This is a genomic window from Micromonospora maris AB-18-032 (assembly GCF_000204155.1).
GTDB lineage: Bacteria > Actinomycetota > Actinomycetes > Mycobacteriales > Micromonosporaceae > Micromonospora > Micromonospora gifhornensis.
This window is the reverse complement of record NC_015434.1, coordinates 2,407,084-2,432,475: the sequence shown is the minus strand read 5'-3', so window position 1 is coordinate 2,432,475 and position 25,392 is coordinate 2,407,084. Positions and strand designations below refer to the sequence as shown.

The following is a 25,392-nucleotide window of genomic DNA, read 5'->3' as shown; positions in this document are numbered from 1 at the left end:
GTGTTGATGGCCTCGGGATTGAGCTGGCTGGACAGTTCCCGTGACGATCAGAATCGGATGCGTGAGCTGCTCAAGCTGTTCAGCGACGCGGAGAGCCGGGACGAGTTGGGCGTCGGCCAGGTCCGCGACGCGTTCAGCGACCTGCTGTTTCCCGGGACCTCGGTACTGCAGACCCGGGCGCGGTACCTGCTGATCGTGCCGTGGTGCTATCAGGAGGCGCAGCGGCGTGGACTGCGCGGTGAGCGCCTCGCCGCGCAGGTTGACGGCAACGAGCGGAAGGTGATCGCTGCGCTGCTACGCGGGGACGATACCGCGGGTGTGATCGGCCGGCGGGCGGGCGTCGGTGTGCGAACCCTGCCATCGACCATCTACGCGGCGGCGCTGCTGCGGTACGGCATCCGCACGGGTGACGACGACATTCCGGGCCGACAGGTGGCGTCCGGATCGACCGAGGCCGAGGAGCTGGCCGACCAGTCGAGCGATGCCTGGCAGCCGACGCTGCCGGGAGCACCGGCGAACTTCCCGAATGAGGTTGACGGCGGACTTGCGCTGTATCCGCAGGAGGCCCGCTGGCTGCGGGAGAGGCTTCTTGCCGCGGCACCGGACACGCTGTTGGCGTACCTGCTCCAACCCAGGCATCGGCCGGTTACCGACGGCCAAGTGCCGTGGCAGCCGGCGGCGCTCGCCGCGCCGGAGCCGGTCGGTTCGCTGGTCTGGGACGCGCAGCGGTTCTCGCTGGCGATGCATGGCGCAGCGTTGCTGTACAACTTGCTCGTGGCCGAGCGGTACGAACAAGCCGGTCTGACCGAGCACGAGAATCCGACGGACGTGTACCGCGACGCCCTGCGGAAGTGGAGTGATCAAGTGTCGGACTTGCCCGGCCTCAATGGGTGGGAGCGGTCGGGCATGTGGAGCCGGTTGATCCGGCAGAACCCGCGGATCGCCACAAACGCAGCAGCGCACCGGTTCATTGGGCGGTGGCTCGACGCGGTGACCAGCGGAGCCGCCGGTAATGCGGCCACCGACCCAGGACTGCGGGCTCTCGTGGCCGAGCGGGAACGGTCGGTGAAGAAGGGCCAGTCGCGGCTGGTCAACGACAAGCTGCTTCGCACGTGGAGTGGCGCGTCGGGCAGCCGGCAACTGGTATTCCGGTGGCCGCAGGTACGCCGGATCCTCGCCGACATCCACGACGGCTGCGCCGCCGACCTGCCGGAGGCTGCCGGTGCTCGCGCCTGACTCCCGCGCCCTGCTGCTCGACGCGCTGCGCCCACCAGCGGGCGCGCGGCTGTCACGAGCCGTGGCGTTGACGTTCACCCTGGACCTGGAGAGTCTGCTGGTCGCCCCGTTGGCGTTCGCCGCCCAGGGCCTGCGGGAGTCAACGGACCCGATCACGGTGATGGAGGGCGTGCGGCACTGCGCCGACCGCATCGACGTGTTTTGCCAAGCGGGGCAGATCACCGTGCCCCCGACGCAGTCCGCGCTGCTGGCGTTCGTCGAGCCCATGGTGCACCAGGTACGCCGGCCCAAGCCCGGGCACCTGTTCCACCCGAAGCTGTGGGCGCTGCGCTTCCACGACGAGACAACCGGCGAGACGTCCCTGCGGCTGCTGGTGCTCAGCCGGAACCTGACCAAGGATCGCAGCTGGGACGTGTGCCTGCGCCTGGACGGTGTTATCGGCCCACGGCCGAAGGCGGACAACCGGCCGCTGTCTGATCTCCTGCGGCATGCGATGCGGCTGGCGGTCGCGCCACCACCGCCCGTTCGGCAGGCGGCGATCGAGGCACTGGCCGAGGACCTGCGCCGGGCCCAGTGGGAACTCCCCGACAGAGCCCGGGAGATGAGCTTCCACGCGCTGGGCGTGCCCGGCGCGTGCCCGCCGCGTTTCGAGGGCACGCGTCACCTCATCATCTCGCCGTTCTGCACGCCGGGCGGCCTGGGCCGGTGCGCGCCGGGCGGGCAGCTGGCTCTGGTGAGCCGGCAGGAGACCCTGGACTGCCTGCCGGAGGAGACGGTGGTCGGGTCGGAGGCGTTCGTGGTCAATGCTCTGGCGGGTCTGCCCGCCGAGGGGGCGCCGCCGGGCCAGGAGGTGCTGCACGGGCTGCACGCGAAGGTGTACGTGGTGGAGAAGGGCCACCAGGCACGGGTCCTGCTCGGCTCGGCGAACGCCACCGACGCGGCGTTCGGCGGGAATGTCGAACTGTTGGTGGAGTTGGTCGGCAGCCGCGCCCAGTGGGGCATCAACGCCGTCCTCGGCCCGGAAGCAGGTCTCCGCGGGATCCTCGATCCCTACGACCGCCACGATGCCACCGAGTCGGAGCCGGAATCGACCGCGCTACGGGACCTGATCCGTGACATCGCGGCCATCCCACTGTCGGCCACCGTCACCACCGATACCGACAGCTACGGCATCCGGCTCACCTCCCAGGAGGACCTGCCCGATCTGCCGGGGGTTCGGCTTACTGCGCAGGTGCACACCCGCCGCGGTGAGGCGGTGCCGCTGGTGGCGGGGCAGCCGGCGGCTGCCGTGTTCGCCGGACTTGCGCTGGCCGACCTCACCCCGTTCATCGTCATCACCGCCGAGGACACCACCGGCCGAGAGCAGACCGTCGTCCTGGCCACCCTGATCGGCGACCCCGCACATCGGCTCGATCACGTCCTCGCCCAGCAGATTGATACTCCGGAGAAGTTCCTGCGGTTTCTGCTGCTGATCCTTGGCCTGGGCACCGAGGCTGCCGCCGCCGTAGGGGGCGGAACCGGCGGATCGGGTGCCTGGCGCGCTGGCGGGGCCGGGATCCTCGAGCTGCTGCTCAACGCTCTCGCCGACCGGCCGGACCAGCTCGACGATTTGGCCCGGTTGGTGACCCGCATCGAAGCCAGCGGCGACAGCGGCCGGCTGCTGCCTGCGGGCTTTCCGGCGCTGTGGCGGGTCATCACGGCGGCACGCGAGACGATGACAGAGGCGGTGCGCGCGTGAACAGGTACGACGCCGGGCCGGTCATGGCCGGCTTGAAAGACTTCCAACGCGCCACCGTCGCGCATGTCATTGACCGGTACTTCGGCACCGATCCGACCCGCCGGTTCCTGATCGCCGACGAGACCGGCCTCGGCAAGAGCGTCGTCGCCCGGGGCGTCATCGCTCAGACCCTGCAGCGATTGCAGGACGACGACAGCGTGGACCGGGTCGACGTCGTGTACGTCTGCTCCAATCAGGACATCGCCCGGCAGAACATCGCCCGACTCCGGGTCACCCCCAACGAAACCGTCACGCTGTCCAGCCGCCTCACCCTGCTCGCCAAGCACGCCACTGAGCTCAACGCCGCACCCACCACTGCGGGCAAGCCGATCAACCTGGTCGCGTTCACCCCGGGCACCTCGTTCGACCAGGGGTGGCGCACCGGTACGGCCGAGGAGCGAGCACTGCTGTTCCTGATCCTCGAGCAGGCGAGCTCGTGGAACGGTTGGCAGACCCGGGCCGCGCTACGCGCCCTGCAGGCCGGCGTCGCAAGCCCCGGCCGGTTCGAGGAACAGTGCAACCGGCTGTGGGCACAGCTCGACGGGAAGCTTGACCGCATCATCACGGGCGAGTTTCTCCGCCGCGCCCGCCGACGTGGCCTGCTCCACGAGTTCGACGCGCTGCTCGACGGCATCGGCCGCCGCCCCGCCCTACCTGACGCACTACGGGAAACAGCACGCACGCTCACCGGCGCTCTCCGGACCACGCTCGCGACCGCCGGCGTCGAGGTTCTCGAACCCGACCTGATCATCCTCGACGAGTTCCAACGGTTCCGGGAGCTGCTCGACCCCAACGGCGGCGAGGGCGCCGACCTCGCCCGACACCTGTTCGACTACCGGGCCGCCCGGGTGCTGCTGCTGTCGGCCACCCCGTACAAGCCGTTCACCCTCGCCGAGGAGGCCACCGCCGGCGAGGACCACTACCGCGACTTCCAACAGGTGCTGAGGTTCCTCAGCGACGACGAGTCCTGGCACGCCGACGTGACGAAGGCGTTCGAGGAGTACCGGGACGCGCTGGTGCGCGGCGAGCCCTGCGGTGACCTACGCGACCGGCTACGCGGCCTGCTGCTGCGGGTCATGTGTCGTACGGAACGGCCCGCGCTGGTGCAGGAGGGCATGCTGCGAGAGCACCTCACCGTGGCGGACAACCTCGACGCACGTGATGTCCACAGCTATGTGGCAATGCGCAAGATCGCCGGCGTCGTCGGCGCTCCGATGACGGTGGAGTACTGGAAGTCCGCCCCGTACTTCCTCAACTTCCTCGACGGCTACCAGCTCGGTGACAAGGTCCGCGCCGCGCTCGACGGCCAGCCCCACCCCGAAGTGTCCGCGCTGCTGGCCTCCACCCAGCTGCTCGATGCCGAGGCGATCAACCGACGGGAACCGGTCGATCTCGGCAACGCCCGGCTCCGGCAGCTCGCCGCCGACACCATCGACCAGGGCTGGTGGCGACTACTGTGGCTGCCCCCATCCATGCCCTACCACGCGCTCGGCGAGCCGTTCACCACCGCAGCGCGGGACGGCATCACCAAGCGGCTGCTGTTCTCGTCCTGGAACGCCACACCCACCGCCGTGGCAGGGCTACTCAGCTACGAAGCCGAACGCCGGCTCGGCGCCGTCGGGGAAGGGCACCGGCATCTCGACTACCGAATGGAACACGGCCGACCGGCGGCGATGAGCGTCCTGGCGCTGTTCTGGCCCCATCCCGGCCTGGCCGATCTTTGCGACCCGCTGGCCCTAGCCCGGCAACGGCCGGACGAGACCGCACCGCTCGACGTGGTCGAACGCGAGGTGCGGGAACGGCTGCTTGCTCACGCTTCGGGCGAGGCGGAGGCCATCGAAGCGAGCCCGACCGAGCCGTGGGAACTGGTCTTCCGGTGGCCCGGCGTCGACCCCCGCCCGGACGACGCCGCTGCCGCCCTGGGCACCTCCGCCGAAGAGGACGGAACGGCCACCGGCCTGGACCGGCACGTGGAACGAGCTCGCGAGCTGGCCCGCGACGCCCGCTACCCGGCAACAGACCATCTCGACGGCTTGCTCGGCAGCGTCGCGGAGATCGGCATGCACGGGCCAGGCAACATCGCCTGGCGGGCACTATCCCGACTGATCCACCCCGACGATGCGGTCACACCCGCAGGGCACTGGCGCGCCGCGGCGGTCCTGGCGAACGGGCTGCGGTCCCTATTCAACCGGCCTGAATCCGCGCAGCTGCTCGACAGCCTGTCAATGGGCCCGGTCTACTGGCGAGCGGTGCTGCGGTACTGCGCCGCCGGCGATCTGCAAGCCGTCCTCGACGAGCACCTGCACACCCTGCGCAGCGGTGCCGCCGACACCCGCCTCGACGACGAGGAAATCTGCCGGCTCGCCGACGAGGCGCGGCAGGCCATCGCCAGCCGACCGTCGACGTACGAAGCCTTCAACCCGCACCATCCCGACGAGCGGATCAAACTGCCCGGCCGGTTCGCGCTGCGCTACGGCGGCCGCGGCGAAGAACAATCCCAGGTCAACCGTAAGGAGACCGTCCGTCGAGCCTTCAACAGCCCCTTCTGGCCGTTCGTCGTCGCCACCACCAGCGCCGGACAGGAAGGCATCGACTTCCACCAGTGGTGTTCCGCCGTCGTGCACTGGAACACCCCCGCCAACCCCGTCGACTTTGAGCAGCGGGAGGGCAGAGTGCACCGATTCGGCGGGCACGCCGTACGCCGCAACGTCGCCGCCGCACACCGCGCGGAGGCCCTGCGCTCCCCCGAGCCGGACGTGTGGAAAGCCCTCTACGACGCGGCACGAGCGCATTCTGGAGAGCTCGGCGACTTCGCGCCGTACTGGGTGTTCCCCGGGCCGGCAAAGATCGAACGGCACGTCCTGCCGTACCCGCTCAGCCGCGATCAGGCGAAGCTCGACCGGCTCAAGTCGGACCTGGTGATGTACCGGCTGGCGTTCGGCCAGCCCAGGCAGGAGGACCTGCTGAACCTGCTCCGACGACGGGAGACCGGCGCGGCGGCCGTACCCGACATCCTGGATCTGCGACCGTCCCCTGAATGGAAGCGACAGTGACGGACCAGCCAGCCTGGCAGCTCATCCTCACCGCAGCACGCCAGCTCGCAGAACACAAGCTCGACTTCAGCCGAGCGGAGCTGATCGCCGAGGTCCAACGGCTCCACCCGACGCGGCACCCGCACTCGCTTGGCCCGGTCATCCAGGGAATGACCCGGGATACCACCGGCGGCCCGCCCAGCCCGTGCGGGACGCCGCTCATCCGGGTCGGGCACGGCCGGTACACGCTCGCCGACAGAAGCCGATCGCCCTCTTCCTCCACAGCTCAGCCAACGATCACGGCCCAGCGCCCGAGCGGACAATCAAGGCCGGCCGAGCCTGGCGAGGCCCGTGCAGACATCGCGCTGATCGGCTGCGTCAAGTCGAAACTCGACCACCCTGCGCCAGCCCGCGACCTGTACGTCTCGCCGTTGTTCATCCGCCGCCGCGCCTACGCCGAACGGCACGCCCGCCGCTACTACATCCTGAGCGCCGAGCACGGCTTGGTGCTGCCCGAAACGGTGCTCGCACCGTACGACACCGCCCTCGCCGAGCAGAGCAAGGACTACCGGCGCGTGTGGGGCCAATGGGTCGCGGCCAAGCTGATGCGCGCAGAGAGCAAGGTGCGTGACCGCGTGGTCGAAATCCACGCCGGCGACGAGTACGCGCAAGCAATCGTGCTACTGCTCACCCAGGCCGGAGCGACGGTTCGCCGACCACTGGCCGGGCTACCGCTCGGCGAACAACTCGCCTGGTACGACCGGCAACCCCAACCACCAGCGCCAGAACAACCCGTAGCCCCCACCAAGCCCCCGGAGACCATCCGGCCGCTCGCACCCACCGGCACACCCGCTCCCGTCCGGCCAGATGCGCGTGCCGTCGTCACGGCCCTGCTCAAGTACGGGCGGGAACATCAGGCCGAACGAGCCGGCACCCCACCCCGATTCACACCGCACCCCGAAGCCAACACGTTGATCCTGACCGACCCGTTCGCGTTCCTGCTGACTGTCATCTTCGATCAGGGCATACCCGCCGAGCGAGCCTGGAAGGCACCGTACGACCTGCGCCAACGCCTCGGACACCTCGACCCAGCGCGGTTGGTGGCCGAGCCAGAGCAGGTACGTGCCGCCGTCGCCCAGCCGACGGCCCTGCATCGGTTCATCAACAACATGCCCGGATGGCTGGTCGCCGCAGCCATCCTCGTAGTGAACTAATACGGTGAGGATGCCGGCCGGATCTGGGCGGGCGAACCACGCGCGGCGGATCTGGCCGCCCGGCTGCGGAGGTTTCCCGGCATCGCGCAAAAGAAGTCGGCGATGGCAGTAGGAATCCTTGCCCGCGACCTGGCGGTGCCAATACAAGAGCTATCCGGGACGGACATCGCCTACGATGTGCACGTACGACGAGTGTTCCTGCGGACACGGCTCGCCGAGCGCGACGACATCGACCACATGGTGGAGGTCGCACGATGCCTACACCCCGAGCGGCCCGGAGAGTTGGACTTCCCTGCCTGGCTGATCGGACGACGCTGGTGCCGGCCAGGCATACCAGACTGTGGCGGCTGCCCGCTGCGATCCGTTTGCCCGAAGAACATCAATTAGACAGCAGCGATCTGACGACCGGACGCAGCTGGCCGAGCGCTCTCACCTGGGACTACCCAGCGGTCTACGCCAGTAACGTTTTGTGCCTGCAGTCTGGGAAGCCTGCCTCGCCGGGAAGGTTTGACTAGGACGCACCACGTCAGGAGTCCACCAGGGCCCACTGCGCCACCCTCAACCCCATGGGTCCAGCAGCCCCATGCAGGTATTCGGGCTCTTCGAAGTTAAGGGGATTAGGGTGTCCACGGTGGCGTCTGGTGGTCGCGGTGTGGGTGCGTAAGCGCTTGTATTTGGGGGTTGCGAAAGCCGTAGGCGTCACCGCCGGCGAGGGTCTTGATGACCCGGTTAGTTCCTGCCGAGCCGGCGATGGTGATCCCGGTATGCAGGAACGCGAGGATCTGCGGCCACCAGGTCTCGATGGCGGTGGCGAGTCGGTAGAGCTCGGGCAGGTCGGTGGCGGTGCAGCGGGTGTAGAAGCGACATAGCAGCTGGTGGACGTGTTCGCGGTCCGGGTGGATGCGGGCGGTCGCGAGCAGGTCGAAGGGTCTTCTTTGGCAATCCACGCGTCGAGGAGGGACGCCGATCTTGGCGGGTAGTGCTTCGAGGTCGACCTGGCGGTCGACGTGCTTGCAGGGCATGCGGGCCGCGTAGCGGGTCAGCCGGTTGCACATCCGCCACTCGGGGTCACTGTTGCGGCCATGGCATCCGCGTTGAGTCAGCGTCATGTGTCAGCGGACCTCGGTGACGGCCCGGTTGGCCAGTTGCACGACGTGGAAGTGGTCCACGACCAGCAGCGCATGCGGCAGCACCTGCCGGATCACGGCCTTGAACACGGTGCACATGTCGATCGCCACCCCGCGGATCTGCTCGCGACAGGCGGGTGAGCGAGTGGCCAGCCATCCGGTCACCGCCGCGGTGGTACGGCCTCCGACCTGGCTGAGGAGCCCTTGGCCGCCGGACAGATCTACGAAGCCCACGTGCCACCGGTCCGCGGTCGTGGTCCACGAGACGGCCTGCCTATCCCAGACCCAGTGCGGCTTGCCCCGGCGGACCTCGTCGATGCCGATCACCGCAGCCGGTTCGGTCTCGGCCGGTCACACCGCGGTGGCCGGATGTGGTGAACGCGGCCGCGACGATCGGCCACGAGACGCCGTGGTCGCCGGCCGACGCACGATCGTGCGACCCGCGTCGCCACCGCCACCGCCACCCCCGTCGCCTGTCGCCTGTCGCCTGTCGCCTGTCGCCTGTCGCCTGTCGCCTGTCGCAACCGGATGGTCAGCCGTGAACGGGCCAGAACCTGGGCGAACTGCTCGATGAACGACTCGCGAGGGCAAGCAAGGGTCGAGCAGTACCAGCATCGTTTGCGCTACGTGGCGCAGCCGTACTGCTCGCCCGGCGACCGGCAAGTCCCGCAGCCGGGTCGGAATCTACTGCTTCACGCGCATCGCCCGCTGCCCGCACCTCGGGCAGCATCGTGCCTGCTCACAACCGGTGGACAGATTCACAACCGGGCCGCCGGCGTCGTCCAACTCGACTCGCTCGGCCATCAGGATCGTTCAGCCCCAGCAGCCGGTCGTATCGTTGTCCATGCTCGCAGCTCTTACCTGTGAGACCATTCCAACTCGACATTCAGATGATCAGCGACGGGCTGCGAGCCCTCACGTCCGAGTCGCCGCCGATCGCGAACCCCGCTCCACTTCGAAGAACCAAGACACAGGCCAAACCTGATCTCTCCTACATCGCCAACGTGACGCGCGCCCGTGGCCTTCGAATCTGTCAACGTTCGTCTGACAGATTTGGTGCTGGGCGAGGTCGCCGACGCGGGTGGTCCCGACTTCCGACGAATCGAGCAGGACCGCCAGTGCCGACTGAGCGTCCGGCGAAACGGCCCGCCGCCCGCGACTGGTCGAGGCTCGTCAGCCACCGGGCTGGTTCCAGAGAAAATCCGGTAGCCGGTCGAGGGTGACGAAGTCGTGTGTGCGGTCGTCGGTGAAGGCGGCCGGGGTCGGCTCTCGTGTCACGAACAGGCCCCGCACGGCGAATGCCCCTGCCACGTCGGCAACACCGAGCCGGGCCGCGACCTCGGCGGGATCCGCAGCGACGTCCGCGACCTTGGCCAGCAGCTTGTCCACATGCCCTCCCGCACGCTGGTACTTGTTCACTTCGCTGCGTATACGGCCTGGCGCGAATGGAATTGCGAGGTCCTTAGCCTCCAGCACCCAGATGGTCAATGAGTGTACGACGACGACAACGGCGTCGATCTCGGCGCGTACCGGAACGCCAAGCAGATCAGAGGGCCTACCGAGAACGCTTTGGAGGACCCCGGCGACGAACGGCAGGCCCGTGGACGCGAGGGTGCGTTGCAGGTCGGCCTCGAACCCTGCGATGGGACGCACCAGTTGCCGACGCTGCTCAAGCGCTCTGGAGAGAGAAGCATCGCGCGCCTGGAGTTGCTCGGGCCAGGTGCCCTCGAGGATTCGTTGCAGCAGCACGACGCGCGCCAGCCCGGGCACGTTCCGAGGCACGAAAAGGGACCCGTCACCGAGTTCGAGAACTGGACGGCTATAGAGACGGCCGACCGACTCTCGGTACTCCAACATTTGCAGCGGCGAGTTCTGCAGGAGGGCCTGTGTCCAAATCAAGTGCTGGCATGCTTCCAGCACACCGTCGGGATGAGCGGCGGGCAAGAGCCGGTCCATGTTGGCCCGGATGCAGTCCTCCAGATTCTCCCAACTGGAAAACAGGAATCCAGTGACGCTGCGATCGTCGGCCCCGCTGACCTGTATCAGGAACTCCTGCGCGGCGAGGAGGTCGACGAGCCCGTAGCCGCGGTCGTCCTTCAACGCCACGTCGATCGCAGCCAGATCACCAGGTATCTCCGAACCGCCCTTCAAGGACCGGACAAGATCTTGCAGGACGGCGTTATCGCCCGCACTCCGAGATGGACCGTTATCGGCCATCCGCTTAACGTATGCATCCATAAACTGGGAGACCCGGTAGGGAGGTCGGTCGCAGACCTGGACATCAAAGGTGCCTCGTTTGGTCAGTCGGGCGCCAGCCACGGTGACCAGCCGGGCCGCGACCCGGTCTGCCACGGTCCGCCATCTCCAGAGTTCATGGGCCAAGATTGCGAGGGATTCGAGATCACGCCGGCTCGGATTTCGCTGACGGCCGTCGACTTCCTGCCTTGCGGCGAGTTCGAGGACGAGGTGGGCAGCCGCTGCATTCTCGGAGTGCAATTGTGCCTCACGCGCCTTGGTGAGCGACGAGGGAGCTGCGGTTCGCGCCTTGAACTGGAGGTCTGTCCAGTGTGCCAGTTCTCCCGCGGCCCAGCGGACAACTTCACGGATGTCCAAGTCCCCGAGCCGCTCACAGATGTCCAGTTCAACAGCATCCGCAATTCGGCCGATGACGGCATCGGCGACGGTCGCGTCCCAAGGGCCACGGCCGATACCGATCTTGCGCAGGGATACCTTCAGAGAGTCGAAGACCAGATTACGCGACGTAGGAGGATGCGACGGCCTCGGCACGAGGCAATCATGTCGAACGCTCTGTCATTGGTAAAGGCGATTACGAAGCCACCAGGGCCCCAGCCGCTCGCCTTGATTGAGGTCGCTAACTATAGAGCGTCAGGCGGCGGCACGGCTTATCACCAGCAGCCCGGCGGCGGCTCCTGGGCTTCCGTTCATGGTGCGGTCAGAGCCACACCCATGACTCCAGTGAGCTGCCGCAGATGTGGGAGTGTCTCGCCGGTTATCTGGACCCGATTGCCCATCCTGGCTCACGTCGAGCCGTGGTCCGGGTGGCGCTGGCCGCTGGGTCGGATGCATCACGATCGCGTCTGTGTCGGGTGGTCACCGTGCGGGCTGCGGGGCGTGGTGATGGTTCATGTGTCGTTCAGGGTGGCCCGGAGTTGGGTGGCGAGCGTGATGGTGTCGTGCTGCGGTGCGGTGTCGATGTCGGTGAGGGCTTTGGTGAGGGCGCGGAGGAGGGTTCGGATGCCGTTGGTGTCGCCGAGGGCATGTCGGGCGTGCATGGCTTTGCGGTAGAGGGCTTCGTTGTAGAGGTCGAGGCTGATGGCTTTGTCGAGGAGGTCGGATGCTGCTTGTGGGTCGTGGTCGAGGAGGTCGTCGGCGAGGAGGAGGTGGGCTTCGGTGCCCCAGCGGCTGATGGTTTCACGGTGGGGTTGCACCCATTCGTAGTCTCGGCCTTCGGCGAGGGGTGCGGTGTAGAGGTCGCATGCGGTCGTGAGTAGTTCGCGGCGCCGTGGCCCGGTGGCGATGGTCGCTTGGCGGAGGAGGTCGCGGAGTCTCCACACGTCGACGTCGACGGTGGTGGGGTCGAGGCGGTAGCGGCCGGCGTCTTTGATGACGTAGGCGTTCTTGGGGTCGGCGGTGCCGGCGCGGCCGAGTACGTGGCGGAGGTTCGAGGCGTTGGTGTGTACGCGTTGGTCGGCTTGGCTGATGCGGGCGTCGGGTTCGAGGTATTCGCCGATGTCGCGGGTGGTGGCGCCGTCGGGGTGGACGGCGAGGTATACGGCCAGTTCGAGGGCTTTGGCGCGTAGTGGTCGGCCGGGTTGGGTGATGGTGTCGATGCGTGGTGGTCCGAGGACCCGTAGGTGTGCTTTGACGGTGGTGTCGGGGGCGGGCTGGTCGGGTTGGGGTGTGTCGGCGGTGTCGGTGTGGGTGCGGCTGGTGGGCAGCGGAGCGGGGGTGGCAGGTTCGGCTGGCGCGGTGGTGGTGGGCGGTGTGCCGGTGTGTGCCTCGTTCAGTGTGGTCAGGAACGCGACCGTGTGGGCGGTGTCGAGCACGGCGATGCGGTCCCCGACCGGCGCCGTCTCGGGGTCTTGCGGGTTCTGGATGTGGCCGTCGGTGGTGACGGCGATGGTGGGGCCGGGTGGCCAGGTGCCGAGCAGTAGCGCGGTGATGTCGAGGTGCGCGGCGGTGTGGAGGGTGGCCTGGAGGCGTCGGAGGGTGTCCGGTGTCGGTGTGGGACTGATCAGCAGCACAGGTGGGAGTGTTTGTTCGTCCGGTATCTGGTGGCGGAGGTCGTTGATGTCGGTGAGGTGGTGGTTGTCGAGGATGCGGGTGCGGTGCAGCAGCATCGTGTCGAGGATGGTCAGGGCGTCCTCGGGGGTGTCGGCGAGGTGCAGGCGTGGCCAGGGTGTGAGCGTGGCCGGGTCGAGGCCGGTCAGGGTAGTGAGGGTGGCGTGGTCGATGACGATCTCACCGCGGTGGTGCGGCTTGTGGGGGCCGCCGGAGGCGAGCATGGTGACCAGTGCGGCGCGGGCGGCGGCGTGCGCGCCGTCGCCGACGATTCCGATACCGCCCGCGGGCAGCAGGGGTAGGTCGGGTACGGCGGCGGCTTGTTCGGCCAGATCCGCGGTGGCGGGCAGGTCACGGTTGCGGACCACACGACGGTGTACCTCGGCGACTGCTGGTGGCAGGGCGGGCGGGTCGTCGGTGCGGGCGGGGGTGAATCGGCGGCGGCGGTGTAGCCAGGCGAGTGCGGTGGCGGCGCTGATCGCTGCGGCCAGGGCCCATGGCAGGAAGCTGCCGCCGGGGAGCTCGATGCCGTCCGATTCGGTGGATGGTGCGGTCTGTTCGGGGGTTGGGCTCGGACGGGGGTCACTGTTGGCGGTCGGTGCGGTGGACGGCGTCGGTGGGGCCGGTGTGGTGGGTCGGGTCGGTGACGGCACCGGGTCGGTTGTCGTCGGGGTGGTGGGCGCCTCGGCTCCGTTGTCCGTGTCCTCGTCGTGTGGCGGTGGCGGCGTGGGTGTCGGGTGGGTGGGTTGGTGGGGTCGTGGTGGGGTTGGTGTGGCGTCGGCCGGTGGTGTCGCGTCGGCGGGTAGGCGCAGTTCCCAGCCGGGGTAGATGAGGTTGCAGTCGCGGAGGGTGCCGCCGACGGTCGGGAAGTGGCGGTGTTTGTTCAGCTGGCAGATTTCCGGCCACCGTGTGGTGTCGCCGAGCCAGGCGGTGGCGATCTTCGACAGGGTGTCGTGACGTTCGACGGTGTAGACGTAGCGGGTGTCGGCGACGTGGATGATCGCCGGCCCTCGGGCGACCGCCTGCTGCGGTACGGGCGGGGTGTTGCCGGTTGAGGTCACGGCGGCGGGTGCGGGGTCGGTGTCGGGGCCGGGCAGGTGGGTGGTGGAGGTGACCGCGAGGGCGGCGGTGCCGGCCAGACCGAACAGCAGGCGGTGCAGGGGTGCCGGCAACCTGAGGATCGGGATCCGCCACCGGGTCACCGCGGCGACCAGTTCGGCCAGCAGCAGCAGGGCGAACACTGCCCAGAACAGCCACAGCGCCCAGACGGCCAGGCCGGTGAGAACCTCGGTCGTCAGGCGGTTCTGGGGTTGGTCGAGCCATGCGGTCAGTTGTGGCCAGGTCGGTAGCCGTCGCAGCGGATTACCGGCGACGAGCCACAACACGGCCGGCGCCCCTGCCAGGTAGACCAGCGCGCCGACGGCGGCGCGAACAGACCGGGCAGCCCGTCCTCGTGGTGGTGGCGGTGGGGTTTGCGGTGGGTGGTAGACGGTGGGGCGGGAGCCGTATTCGGTCAGGCGGCGGGTCTGCGTGGACTCGTCCGGCATGCAGGCACCTTCCCCGATGGTGTCGTGTGCGACCTGTCTCGCATACACGACACTTCACGCGAACGGCCATCCCACCGAGAAGGATTCTCACCATCCGCGCACAAAGGATCACTAACGAGTACAGGTGGTTGACGGGATCCCGTAGCGGCGGGTGACACTGCCGGGCATGTCCAGCGGGGGACCACAGCTGTCGATCGACCTGAGCTCACCCACCGCGATCGCCGCGACCATCGGCCGGTCCGGAGCCCGTATCCCCGTCCTCGTCGGCGGCCGGCACCTCCTGCCCACCGGCATCGCCATCGACCCCACCGGACACCGCTACTACGGCATCGATCCCACCGCCGCGCAGAGCCTGCCCACCGGATACCGCTTCGTCGCCGACCCGGTCACCCTCCTGACCACCCCACCACCCCCGACGGAATCAGGCCCGGTCGACGGAGTGGACGTTCTCGCCGGGCTGCTGCGACACCTCACCGACCACGCCGCACACCAGGTAGGCGCGCCGATCACCGCCCTGACCCTCACGATCCCGACAGGCTGGGGACCACGCCGCCGTGGCCTGCTCACCGACGCCGCGACCCGCGCCGCACTACCCCCACCGGTCCTGGTCACCGCCCCGGCCGCGCTGGCCGCCTACGCCACCACCCTCGGCCTGCACGCACCCCCCGGGTCCTGCCTGCTCACCTGCCACACCGACCAACGCCCCGCCACCCTCACCGTCCTGCAGGCACACCCCGACGGGTACACGGAGTTGGCCACCCAGCCGGTCGGACAACCACACGACCTGGACCAGATCCTCACCCACCACGTCATCACCACCGCCACCAGCGACGACGACCCGCTCCGCGACGCACTCCACCACCCCGACACCGACACGGCAGCCCTCCATGACGCGGTCCGGCAGGCCCGACACACCCTCGCCACCCACGACCGCGCCCCGATCCTGCTCCCCGCACCCCGCCCACCGGCAGTCATCACCCGCGCCGACGTCACCACCGCCGCGCAGCCACTCCTCGACCGCATCCCCACCGCCGTCACCGACATCCTCGACGCCGCCGACGTCGACCGCGCACACCTCACCGCCGTGATCGTCCGTCACACCGGTCCCGTTCCCGGACTCGTCGACACCCTCACCACCGCCACCGCCACCACCACCGGCGCCGTCGACCAACCCCACGCCCTCGCCGACGGCGCACTCACCCTCACCACCCGACACCACCACACCGCCACCGCCGCCACCACCCAACTCCCCCGCATCCGCCTGCGGATCACCGACCTCATCACCGCAGTCCTGCTCGGCGGCTGCTCCCTCGCCCTGCTCCTCCACGCCGTCCACAACGCCGACATCTACAAACTCGAGGGCCGGATCATCGACGTCGTCGTCTCCATGCCCCAACTCGGCGCCGCCGGCGCCCTCGCCGCCCTCGCCGCGTACGCCGTCGCCCACCTCGCCCCCACCACCTGGCTCGCCGGACCACCCACCACCAACGAACCCACCACCGGCCGACTCATCCGACACGCCTACCTCACCGCCGCCATCGCAGGCCCCACCACCGCCGCCCTCTACGGCCTCGCCGTCGGCACCGCCCTCCAATACCCCTACCGGCCCTTCCTCACCTGGACCCTCGGCTGGGCACTCCCCCTCGCCGCCTGCGCCACCATCATCGCCGCCGCCGCCCCCCGCATCCCCACCGACGACCTCCCCCACTGGCTCACCCGCACCAAACCCGTCATCACCCACGCCACCATCGCCGCCACCGGCATCCTCCTCATGACCACCGCACTCATGTACATGCCCATGAACAGCACCGGCATCGGCATCATCCGCAACGGCGGAGCCGCCCTCATCGGCATCGCCACCGCACTCACCCTCACCCGCATCCGCACCATCCGCATCATCACCGCCACCGGCCTCGCCATCGGCTACGCCCTCGTCGTCACCTGGCCCACCCACGGCGCCCTCATCACCGGCTACCTCATCGCCCTCACCTGGTGGACCATCCACCTCACCGCCCACACCCTCAAACTCGCCTTCCCCCTCAAACGAACCACCCTCCACCGACTCATCACCAACCAACACCACCAAGACGACCGGCCACCGCCGCAGAAGTAAGAAGGGAAACCCGCCAGCAGACCGCCCTGCACTCAGGCTGTCCTACCTGCCGTAGCAACCGACGCCAGCGGACAGGGTGTGCTGACGAGGTGTGACGGCCTTGGCCGGCAAAGTCTGCGATCCCGTGCGATGGCTGGCGCACGTGTAGCCGGCGAAGGGAACTGCGCCAGTTCACCTCGACCAACTCCAACCGCCGCCCATTTCGACTCGCATCTGACCTCGGCCTCCAGGCAGGTCGATGCGTAGCTGCGCACGGATGGAGAGCGTGCCGGCGCCTGGCTCTCGCCCAACAACGTCCGCCGCCAGTGGCGTCAGGCCCGCGCCGACACCGACCTCGCCTGGGTCACTCCGCACACGTACCGCAAGACCGTGGCCACCCTGATCAAGGAGGAAGCCGACACCAAGAGCGCCGCCGCACAACTGGGACACTCCAGCGAAGAGGTCACCACCACCTACTACATCGCCAAACCCGTCCAAGCCCCAGACGTCTCCGACGTCCTGGAGCGCCTCGCCGCCCACCCCAACCGGCAACACACATCCCCAACACCCAACGATGCACACCGTCGACAAACCTGAACAGCCGCACCCGGTAAACGGGGGTTCGGGGGACGACTCAAACTCCATCGAAGAAAGTCTAAGCCCTGGCCATGTTTCCGCTGGTCAGGGCTTCCTCTATGTCGGGACGGCCCGGATTCGCACCGACGACCCCTTGACCCCCAGAGAACCAGCAGGACTGCCATGCCATGCCAGCTCGTGCTGACATGCAGGTCAACGACCAGGTGGCGGTCGGGGACAGGTTGGGCTCTATCGATCCTTCCCGGACCGTCCGTGAGACAGGCGTGAGATATCACGGCAGTTCGGTTTGGAGTGGCGCTGGCGCAATCGCCGGCGCCACTCCCTCGATTACCACAACTCTGAGTCTCTTCCAACCTGATCTTGCAGGTCGGCGCGGCCGGGAGGGGCGTTGATCGATAAGGGCGAGGCTCCAGGTAGGACAGCAAATCGACCTGGTAGCAGGCAGTGCCCTGCTCCTTGGCTGCACCGGCAACGGAGCTGACAATCCGCACTACACGGCGCCTGACGTCTCGGGTCATGGAGCCTACGTCAAGACCCATAACACGGCTAGGGTCTACAAATGCTTGTGCTTGTACGAGTGGTGCACCGACAACACCTGGCGCCGGAAGGCGTGTTCGAGCACCGTAACGCGGTCTATTGTTCCGACGATGACACTGCAGCCCACTGACGAGCTCTCTGCTGCGGCGTGGCTGTATGCCACCGATATCGGCCCGACGCGGCGGATCACGTTCGGGCCAGCCTCGTTCCCCGCGTACGCACGCCTTCGCTACCTGCCCGATCCGGTCCTTCCGGATATGCGCGAGTCGGACGCGCGGCTGCCATCTCGCCGAACCACTGAGATCGACATGGCCCGAACAGCGTTGGAGGCCCTCGCCGACTACAGCTCATCCACGCGCGACTGCTATGTCTGCGTGTGGGAGGGCGGCGCGACGTTCCGGAATCCGGCACTGACTGGCGGACCCAAGCTGGACCTTCCGCACCGGCGATATGTCCTGTTCACCGGTACCCTGGACGACTTGATGGGGTGGAGCGACTTGTTCGACTCCGACGTTTACTCAGCGCCGGCATTCGTCTGGCCAGCGGATCATGCGTGGTGTTTCGCCAGCGACGTCGACCCTCATTGGGCCGGCATCGGAGCCGACCGTGGGGTTGTCGACCGCCTCGTCGCGGACAGGAACCTCGACGTGGTGCATGCGGACCCGGAAGAGCGGCAGCCGACGTACTACTGACAGCCATTTTCATCGTGCGTAGCGGTTGGCTTCGACGTGGTCGCGTGAGCCCGGTTCACGGCCTTCTGCCTGCGTGACAGCTTTGGCCGGAAGCGGCGCCGCTCGGACGGGGTGCGCACGCTGCCATGGGCGCCCTGGTAGCCCAAATGGCGAAGGTCATCGCGTCGGCGCTGGTCAAGGCGTCGATGATGCCGTGGGGCTGCGGTCAGACCGCCGACTGCCACGAATTGGCACTGACCTGCAGAGACGGCATCGATCACTAGACTCGCCCTCACTGATTGTCAGTCATCAGCCTGTGTTTTTCGGGCGGTGAACGGGGGGCGCCACCGGCACTCAGCACGGTTATCCACACCATGGCACCTTCCGCCAGCCCACTGGCATCACGAAGCATCCGACCTGCTGGGCCGTGCGATTCAGCCATCCTCCGTTCAGAAGCCCTTCGACTAGGGGACCCCGCCGCGCACCGCCGCCGTGGCGCTTTCGGGCACGACGACGACGCACGCGACCGACCGCTCGGCGGCGGGTGCCGGGTGAAATCCGATGACCTGGTGGCCGGCGGTGACCAGGTTGGTGGCCATCAGGGTGGTCATTTTCCCAGTCCCAGAAACGCGATTGTCACTGTCCTTCGACGGTCAGGTCGGGCGGGTTGTCGATCGTGGCGAAACAGGCATCCACGAGTTCTGGGGGCACGTCGACGAGAGTCGCCGGTTGCCAGCGGGGTTGCCGGTCCTTGTCGATGATCTGGGCGCGGATGCCCTCGGCCAGGTCGGGCAGCCGCAGCAGCGCGGCGGACAGCCGGTACTCCTGGGCCAATGCTGCGGGCAGGTCGGGCAGGCGCGCCGCGCTACGTAGCGAGCGGAGTGTCACGACCAACGAGGTGGGTGATCTGGTCGCGATCGTTTTGGCGGCGGCGCGCGCATCGGGATCGGGATGGTGGGCGAGTCGCTCGACGATGCCGGCCACCGTGTCGTCGCAGTAGCTGTCGTCGATCCAGCCGTGCGCCAAAGTGCGGTCGGACTCGGGTGGTGTAGTGGCGAACGAGGTGACGGCATCGGCCGCGTCGCGGCGGGCCAGCGCGAGCCTCAGATAGGGCAACCGCTCGGATGGGACGTAGTAATCGGCGAGGCCGACGGCGATGGCGTCGGCCGCGCCGATCGCATTGCCGGTGAGGGCGAGGTGGGTACCGAGTTGGCCGGGTGCCCGCGAGAGCAGCCACGATCCGCCGACGTCAGGGTGGAAGCCGATGCCGACCTCGGGCATGGCGAGCCGGGACCGTTCGGTCACCACCCGCAGCGAGGCGTGGCCGGAGATGCCGATCCCGCCGCCCATGACCAGACCATCCATCCAGGCGACAATGGGCTTGGGGTATGCGGCGATGGTGGCGTTGAGCCGGTACTCGTCGGCCCAGAAGTCCAACGAGGCGGTGCCACCGGAGACCGCGTCGGCGTGGATCGCCCGGATGTCGCCGCCTGCACAGAGGCCACGTCCGCCCGCGCCGGAGACGAGAACGGTGCGGACGCGGTCCGAGGCCGCCCACATCGCCAGGGTACGGCGGATGATGGTGACCATCTCGGCGGTGAGGGCGTTGATCGCGGCCGGCCGGTTCAGGGTCAGGTGCCCCAGATGGCCGATCAGCCGGGCGATGACCGGTGGTGCGCTCATGCGGCTCTCCTTTGGTGAGCATGCTGTGGGCGATGATCAGCCGCATGATCTCGTAGGTCCCGTCGTGGACCTGGTGGACCCCTCGTCGGTTGTTTGTGGCTGAATGCCGGCCGACGGACGCGGGTGTGGCGGTTCGGATTCGTGGCCGTCCAGCCCGCCTGTTCCGCCGCCGCGTCGGCCAGCACGGTGTGGGTCTCGTCGGCTGCTGTTCCGTGACGTCTCCTGGTGGGAACAGACGTCGCGGTCCTGGTGGGACCGCCGACGTCGAGGTCTTCGGGGGGTGGAAGGTCGTCAGGCCGGTACCGGACGCGGTTGCGGGCCTGCGTAGACGCTCAGCGGGCGGATGAGCACGTTGGCGGTGAGCTGCTCGACGATGTGGGCGGTCCAGCCGGTGATCCGGCTCATCACGAAGATCGGTGTGAAGGTTGCGATGTCGAAGCCCATCAGGTGGTACGCCAGCGCGGAGGGGTAGTCGAGGTTGGGGTGAATTCCCTTGCGGTCGAGCATCGCACCCTGGAGACGGGTGTAGATCTCGGCAAGCCGGCGGGTGCGGTCGTCGGCGTAGGTGGCGATCAGGTTGTCCAGGGCGGCCTGCATGATCGGGACGCGGGAGTCTCCGTTCTTGTAGACCCGGTGCCCGAACCCCATGATCTTTCGCTTGGCCGCCAGGGCCTCATCGAGCCATCCCTCTACCCGGGCCGGGTCGTCGATCTCGACGAGCATGTGCATGACCGCCTCGTTCGCCCCGCCGTGCAGCGGGCCCTTGAGTGCACCGATCGCGCCGGTGACCGCGCTGTACAGGTCGGACAGCGTTGAGGTGATCACCCGGGCGGCGAAGGTGGAGGCGTTGAAGCTGTGCTCGGCGTACAGGATCATCGTGGTCTCGAAGGCCCGGACCACGTCGGCCGGCGGTTCCTCGCCGAAGCACATGTGGAAGAAGTTCTCCACGTAGCCGAGGGTCGGGTCGGGTGGGATCGGATCCTGACCCCGACGACGGCGGAGGTCGAGGGCCACGACGGTGGGCAGTTTCGCGAACAGCGAGAGGGCCTTGGCCTGGTTGGCCGTACGGTCGGCGTGGTCCTCGGTCGGGTCCTGGGCACCCAGGTAGGAGACCGCGGTGCGCAGCACGTCCATCGGGTGGCAGGTCTCGGGGAGCTTGCGCAGCAATTCCTGCCCGCAGCGGTCCAGGGACCGCTGGGCGGCCTCGGCGGCGCGGAAGTCGGCCAGTTGGGTGGCGTCGGGCAGGTCGCTGTGCCAGAGCAGGTAGGCGACCTCCTCCCAGGTGCGGGAGGCGGCGAGGTCCTGGACGGCGTACCCGCTGTAGGTCAGCGAGTTGGTCTCGTTGATCACGGTGGAGATGGCGGTGGCGTCGACCACGACGCCGGCCAGGCCGCGATGGATGTTGGTGCTCACGGTGTCGTCCTCCGTGCTTCGGGGTGGATCGTGGGCGGGTTCGGAAGTCAGGCGTCGGGTGGCAGGGTGAAGCTGGCGATGTCGGCGTCGAAGCGGCTGTACTCGTCGTAGTCGATGACCTCGTAGAGCCGGGAGCGGGTCATCATCGTGTCGAGCAGTCCGGTGGCGGTGCCGTCGGCGGCGAGTCGGCGCAGGCCGGCCTCGACCGCGCCCATCGCCAGACGCAGTGTGGTGACGGGATAGATGACCAGGTTGTAGCCGAGGTTGCGGAGCTGGTCGACGTCGAGGGTCGGACCCTTGCCGAACTCGGTCATGTTGGCCAGCAGCGGCACCTCGACGGCGGCCCGGAAGGCGGCGAACTCCGCCTCGTCGGCCAGCGCCTCCGGGAAGATCGCGTCCGCGCCGGCGTCGACGTACGCCTTGGCCCGCTCGATCGCGCCGGTCAGGCCCTCGACGCCGCGCGCATCGGTCCGGGCGACGATCAGGAAGTCCGGGTCGCGGCGCGCGGCCACGGCGGCCCGCAGACGGCGCACCATGTCCTGCGGCGCGATGAGCGCCTTGCCGTCCAGATGCCCGCAGCGCTTCGGGTTGACCTGGTCCTCCAGGTGGCAGCCGGCCAGCCCGGCGTCCTCCAACCGTTGGATGGTGCGGGCCGCGTTCAACGGCTCACCGAACCCGGTGTCGGCGTCGACCAGCGCCGGCAGGTCGGTACTGGCGGCGATATCCGCGGCCCACCCGGCGACCTCGCTGAGCGTGGTCAGCCCGATGTCCGGCAGCCCGGCGGCGGCCGACAGCGCCCCGCCGGAGACGTAGACCCCTTCGAAACCGGTCTGCTGCACCAGGCGGGCGGTCAGCGGATTGAACGCGCCCGGCAGCCGCAGCAGTAGACCGCTGGCGAGGCCAGCACGTAGCGCCTTCCGCTTGGCGGTGGTGCTCGTACGGGCGTAGAGGTAGGTCATCGGAAGATCCCCTTCGGCAGCACGTCGTCGGCCTGCGCGATCGCCTCGTGGTCGACCCTGGGGAACAACGCTGACAGGTGCTCGGGGGTGAGGTCGGCCAACCGGGCGGCTGCGTCCAGGAAATCGTGCTGGGCCTCGGCGGAGACGACGCCGTCGGCGAGGGTGGTGAACTTGCGGACGTACGCCGGGCGGTCGAAGGGCCGCGCGCCGTCCGGGTGGGCATCGGCCAGGGCCAGCGAGTCCTCCAGCACGGTGCCGTCGGTGAGGGTGACCACCAGCCGTCCGCCGAACGCCTTCTCCGCCGGGTCCGGGCTGTGGTAACGGCGGGTCCACTCCGGATCCTCCACCGTGGTGATCTTCCGCCACAGGGTGACGGTGTCCGGTCGGGCTGCCCGCTGCGGATCGTACGAGCCGATGTGGTGCCACGCGCCGTCCTGCAACGCCACCGCGAGGATGTAGGGGATGGAGTGGTCCAGCGTCTCCCGGCTCGCGTTTGGGTCGTACTTCTGCGGATCGTTCGCTCCCGAGCCGATCACGTGATGGGTGTGGTGGCTGGTGTGCAACACGATCGACTCGACCCGCTCCACCCCCGCGGCGGTGTCGATGCCGGGCAACTTCTCCCGCATCGCGCGGGCCAGATCGATGAGCGCCTGGGCCTGGTACTCGGCGGAGTGTTCCTTGGTGTAGGTGCGCAGGATGCCGCGTAGCGGTTCCCCGGGTGCCGGCAGCGGCACCGTGTAGGCGGCGTCCGGACCCTCGAGCAGCCAGGCGATGAATCCGTCCTCGCCCTCGTAGATGGGCGCCGGAGCGCCTTCGCCCCGCATCGCGCGGTCGACCGCCTCGATCGCCGCCTTGCCGGCGAACGCGGGAGCGAACGCCTTCCACGAGGAAATCTCGCCCTTGCGGGACTGGCGGGTGGCGGTGGTGGTGTGCACGGCCTGTCCGATGGCCTGGTAGACCACCTCGGTGGGCAGGCGCAGCAGCGCCCCCAGGCCGCAGGCGGTCGCCGCGCTCAGATGCGCCACATGGTCGATCTTGTGCTTGTGCAGACAGATTCCGGTCACCAGGGCCACGTGCACCTCATAGGCGACCAGTAGTCCACGCAGCAGATCCGCGCCGTCGGCGCCGACGTGCTGGGCGACCGCGAGCAACGGGGGGATGTTGTCCCCTGGGTGGGAGTAGTCCGCCGCCAGGTAGGTGTCGTGGAAGTCCAACTCCCGCACCGCGGTGCCGTTGGCCCAGGCCGCCCACTCCGGCGACACCCGCAGCGCCGGATCGGCACCGAAGACCGAGGCCCCCGGCGCCGCCTGATGCGGTCGGGTCTGTGCCCGGGCCACCGCGACCGCACGCCGGGACAGCGACGCCATCGCCACTGCGGCGTTGTCGATCACCCGGTTGGTGACCATCGCCGCCGCGTCGGAGTCCAGCGGAGCGCGCGCGGTGGCCACCTCGGCCAGCGCCCAGGCCAGTTGCCGGTCGCGGGGCAGCCGTTCCGCACTGGGCGATACGCGTACGACGTGCTCGATCAACGGGGCCTCCTCAGGCTCGGCGGTCACCCTGTCAGGCTCACCGGCCAACAAGGTCTGCGTCGAGGCCCGGAAGATGCGTACTTTCCACCGCGTGAGCAGCAAAACTGCAACGTCTGCAAACCTTGCAAGTGTTATATTCGCAGCTCCGGCGTGCTGAAAGAAGGCGACAAGTGACGGCCGACAAGAAGCTCTACGCGCACGCCAAACTGCGTCGACTCCGCCGTGAGCACGGCCTCACCCAAGCCGAACTCGCCCGCCGCCTGGACATCTCCACCAGCTACCTCAACCAGATCGAGAACAGCCAGCGCACGCTGACCGCGCCCATCCTGTTGCGCCTGGCCAAGGTGCTCGGCGTCGATCCGGAACACTTCGCCGACACCGATGCGGAGCGACTCGGCGCCGACGTCCGCACCGCGCTAGCCGACGAGGCCAGCGGCGTGAGTGTCGACCCGGTCGAGGTCGTCGAGCTGGTCCGCGACTACCCGACCGCCGCGCGCGCCCTGGTCGCCCTGCACCAGCGCTACCAGGACGCCGCCGGACGGGTCGCCGCCCTCGCCGGACCCACCGGCAACCCCCCGCTACTCGGTGAGCCGCACGATGCCGTACGCGACTTCTTCTACGAGCACTACAACCACTTCGACCCGCTGGACACCGCCGCCGAACAGCTCGCCGGCTACCTGCGGCTGACCCCGGCCCGGGCCACCGAGGTGCTCGGCCGACACCTGCGCGAACAACACGACGTCCGGGTGGTTGTCACAGCTCCCACGGCCGAGTCACGCCGATTCGACCCCGACAGCCGCGTACTCCACCTGGCCGCCAACCACACCGACGGCCAACGCGCCTTCCAAATGGCCACGCAGCTGGCATTCCTCGAACACGGCAACCAGATCAGCGAACTGGCAGCCGGCCTCACCTCGCCGGCGGCAGCCGCGCTGGCCCGCATCGGCCTCGGCAACTACTACGCAGGGGCGCTGCTGATGCCCTACACCGACTTCCACAGCCAGGCCGAACACCTGCGCTATGACGTCGAACTACTCGCCGGACACTACGGCGTCAGCTTCGAAACCGCCTGCCACCGGCTCAGCACCCTGCAACGACCGACCCGCCGCGGAGTGCCGTTCTCCTTCCTGCGCGTCGACCGCGCCGGCAACATCTCCAAACGACAGTCCGCAACCGACTTCCACTTCTCCCGCTTCGGCGGCACCTGCCCACTATGGATCATCTACGAAGCGTTCGCCGCCCCCGGACGGATCCTCACCCAGGTCGCCGAGATGCCCGACGGCAAACGCTACTTCTGGATCGCCCGCACCGTCACCCACGGCGGACGCGGACACCACAGCCCGCGCAGCACCTTCGCCGTCGCTCTCGGCTGCGAACTGCGCCACGCCCACCGGCTCGTCTACAGCGACGGCGTTGCCCTCGACGACCCCCGCACCGCCACCCCGATCGGCCTCGGCTGCCGCATCTGCGAACGCCGCGACTGCGCCCAACGGGCGCGACCGCCCGCCGCCGGGCACCTGCTCATCGACGAGAACCGACGCACCGTCATCCCCTACCCGGTGGACCGCAGACAGGCAGAGCCGCCGCCGTCCCCGTCGTGACCATCCGCTACTCGGCCCGCTCCGGCCACAACTCGACGACCAGGCGGTACTCGAACTCGCGTCAGGTGAGCGGTG

15 protein-coding genes and 2 pseudogenes are annotated in these 25,392 nt (G+C 68.6%); 8 read left to right on the top strand and 9 right to left on the bottom strand.

What is annotated here, in order from left to right; genetic code table 11:
• Window positions 1–6: 6 nt before the first annotated feature.
• The 4 genes from VAB18032_RS11135 to VAB18032_RS29995 are packed head-to-tail and all read left to right on the top strand — an operon-like array spanning window position 7 to window position 7,259.
• The gene (locus VAB18032_RS11135; RefSeq protein ID WP_050814582.1) at window positions 7–1,236 is read left to right on the top strand and encodes a DUF6361 family protein; all 1,230 of its coding nucleotides are present in this window, start codon (window positions 7–9) and stop codon (window positions 1,234–1,236) included.
• Window positions 1,223–2,974: a phospholipase D family protein gene (locus tag VAB18032_RS11130; protein WP_013732924.1), complete on the top strand. Its 1,752-nt coding sequence runs from the start codon at window positions 1,223–1,225 to the stop codon at window positions 2,972–2,974. Before VAB18032_RS11135 ends, VAB18032_RS11130 begins: the two co-directional genes overlap by 14 nt.
• Window positions 2,971–6,066 carry a C-terminal helicase domain-containing protein gene (locus VAB18032_RS11125; protein ID WP_013732923.1) on the top strand — a complete coding sequence of 1,032 codons (3,096 nt, stop codon included), beginning with the start codon at window positions 2,971–2,973 and terminating at the stop codon, window positions 6,064–6,066. The genes VAB18032_RS11130 and VAB18032_RS11125 overlap by 4 nt, the downstream gene beginning before the upstream one ends.
• Window positions 6,063–7,259 (top strand): DUF6884 domain-containing protein, encoded by a 1,197-nt coding sequence (locus tag VAB18032_RS29995; protein WP_013732922.1) that lies wholly within the window; start codon window positions 6,063–6,065, stop codon window positions 7,257–7,259. The genes VAB18032_RS11125 and VAB18032_RS29995 overlap by 4 nt, the downstream gene beginning before the upstream one ends.
• 613 nt (window positions 7,260–7,872) lie before the next feature.
• On the opposite strand, the pseudogene VAB18032_RS33500 reads toward VAB18032_RS29995, so the two are convergent.
• The 3 genes and pseudogenes from VAB18032_RS33500 to VAB18032_RS33175 form a co-directional block, all read right to left on the bottom strand.
• Window positions 7,873–9,190 (bottom strand): annotated as a pseudogene (locus VAB18032_RS33500) (transposase); the annotation flags it as partial.
• 369 nt (window positions 9,191–9,559) lie between these two features.
• Window positions 9,560–11,173, bottom strand: a complete 1,614-nt coding sequence (locus VAB18032_RS31625) for a hypothetical protein (RefSeq protein WP_148272233.1) — start codon at window positions 11,171–11,173, stop codon at window positions 9,560–9,562.
• 356 nt (window positions 11,174–11,529) lie between these two features.
• Window positions 11,530–14,235, bottom strand: coding sequence for an AfsR/SARP family transcriptional regulator (locus tag VAB18032_RS33175; protein ID WP_013732920.1), 2,706 nt, complete (start codon window positions 14,233–14,235; stop codon window positions 11,530–11,532).
• Between the two features lie 166 nt (window positions 14,236–14,401).
• Here VAB18032_RS33175 and VAB18032_RS32055 point away from each other — a divergent pair, with 166 nt between their 5' ends.
• The 3 genes from VAB18032_RS32055 (at window position 14,402) to VAB18032_RS32480 (ending at window position 18,153) form a co-directional block, all read left to right on the top strand.
• Window positions 14,402–16,348 carry an acetate and sugar kinases/Hsc70/actin family protein gene (locus tag VAB18032_RS32055; RefSeq protein ID WP_013732919.1) on the top strand — a complete coding sequence of 649 codons (1,947 nt, stop codon included), beginning with the start codon at window positions 14,402–14,404 and terminating at the stop codon, window positions 16,346–16,348.
• Window positions 16,349–16,594: 246 nt separating this feature from the next.
• Complete coding sequence (locus VAB18032_RS30620) at window positions 16,595–16,924, top strand: tyrosine-type recombinase/integrase (protein ID WP_232510873.1); 330 nt, start codon at window positions 16,595–16,597, stop codon at window positions 16,922–16,924.
• 647 nt (window positions 16,925–17,571) lie between these two features.
• A complete protein-coding gene (locus VAB18032_RS32480; RefSeq protein WP_013732916.1) occupies window positions 17,572–18,153 on the top strand; it encodes a hypothetical protein in 582 nt (193 codons plus the stop codon).
• A 38-nt stretch (window positions 18,154–18,191) separates the two neighbouring features.
• Here the strand turns inward: VAB18032_RS32480 and VAB18032_RS30615 are convergent.
• The 6 genes and pseudogenes from VAB18032_RS30615 to VAB18032_RS11070 all read right to left on the bottom strand — a co-directional run.
• A pseudogene (locus VAB18032_RS30615) lies at window positions 18,192–18,349 on the bottom strand (IS5/IS1182 family transposase); the annotation flags it as partial.
• Between the two features lie 247 nt (window positions 18,350–18,596).
• Window positions 18,597–18,743, bottom strand: a complete 147-nt coding sequence (locus VAB18032_RS32050; RefSeq protein WP_157626867.1) for a hypothetical protein — start codon at window positions 18,741–18,743, stop codon at window positions 18,597–18,599.
• Between the two features lie 25 nt (window positions 18,744–18,768).
• Complete coding sequence (locus VAB18032_RS11085; protein WP_013732913.1) at window positions 18,769–19,815, bottom strand: enoyl-CoA hydratase/isomerase family protein; 1,047 nt, start codon at window positions 19,813–19,815, stop codon at window positions 18,769–18,771.
• A 291-nt stretch (window positions 19,816–20,106) separates the two neighbouring features.
• Entirely contained in the window at window positions 20,107–21,228 is a 1,122-nt protein-coding gene (locus tag VAB18032_RS11080; protein WP_013732912.1) for a bifunctional 2-methylcitrate synthase/citrate synthase, read from the bottom strand.
• Between the two features lie 47 nt (window positions 21,229–21,275).
• Entirely contained in the window at window positions 21,276–22,187 is a 912-nt protein-coding gene (gene prpB / locus VAB18032_RS11075; RefSeq protein ID WP_013732911.1) for a methylisocitrate lyase, read from the bottom strand.
• Entirely contained in the window at window positions 22,184–23,743 is a 1,560-nt protein-coding gene (locus tag VAB18032_RS11070) for an MmgE/PrpD family protein (protein WP_232510775.1), read from the bottom strand. The genes prpB and VAB18032_RS11070 overlap by 4 nt, the downstream gene beginning before the upstream one ends.
• A gap of 143 nt (window positions 23,744–23,886) precedes the next feature.
• On the opposite strand from VAB18032_RS11070, the gene VAB18032_RS11065 reads away from it, so the two are divergent.
• Window positions 23,887–25,317 carry a short-chain fatty acyl-CoA regulator family protein gene (locus VAB18032_RS11065; RefSeq protein ID WP_013732909.1) on the top strand — a complete coding sequence of 477 codons (1,431 nt, stop codon included), beginning with the start codon at window positions 23,887–23,889 and terminating at the stop codon, window positions 25,315–25,317.
• Window positions 25,318–25,392 lie beyond the last annotated feature (75 nt).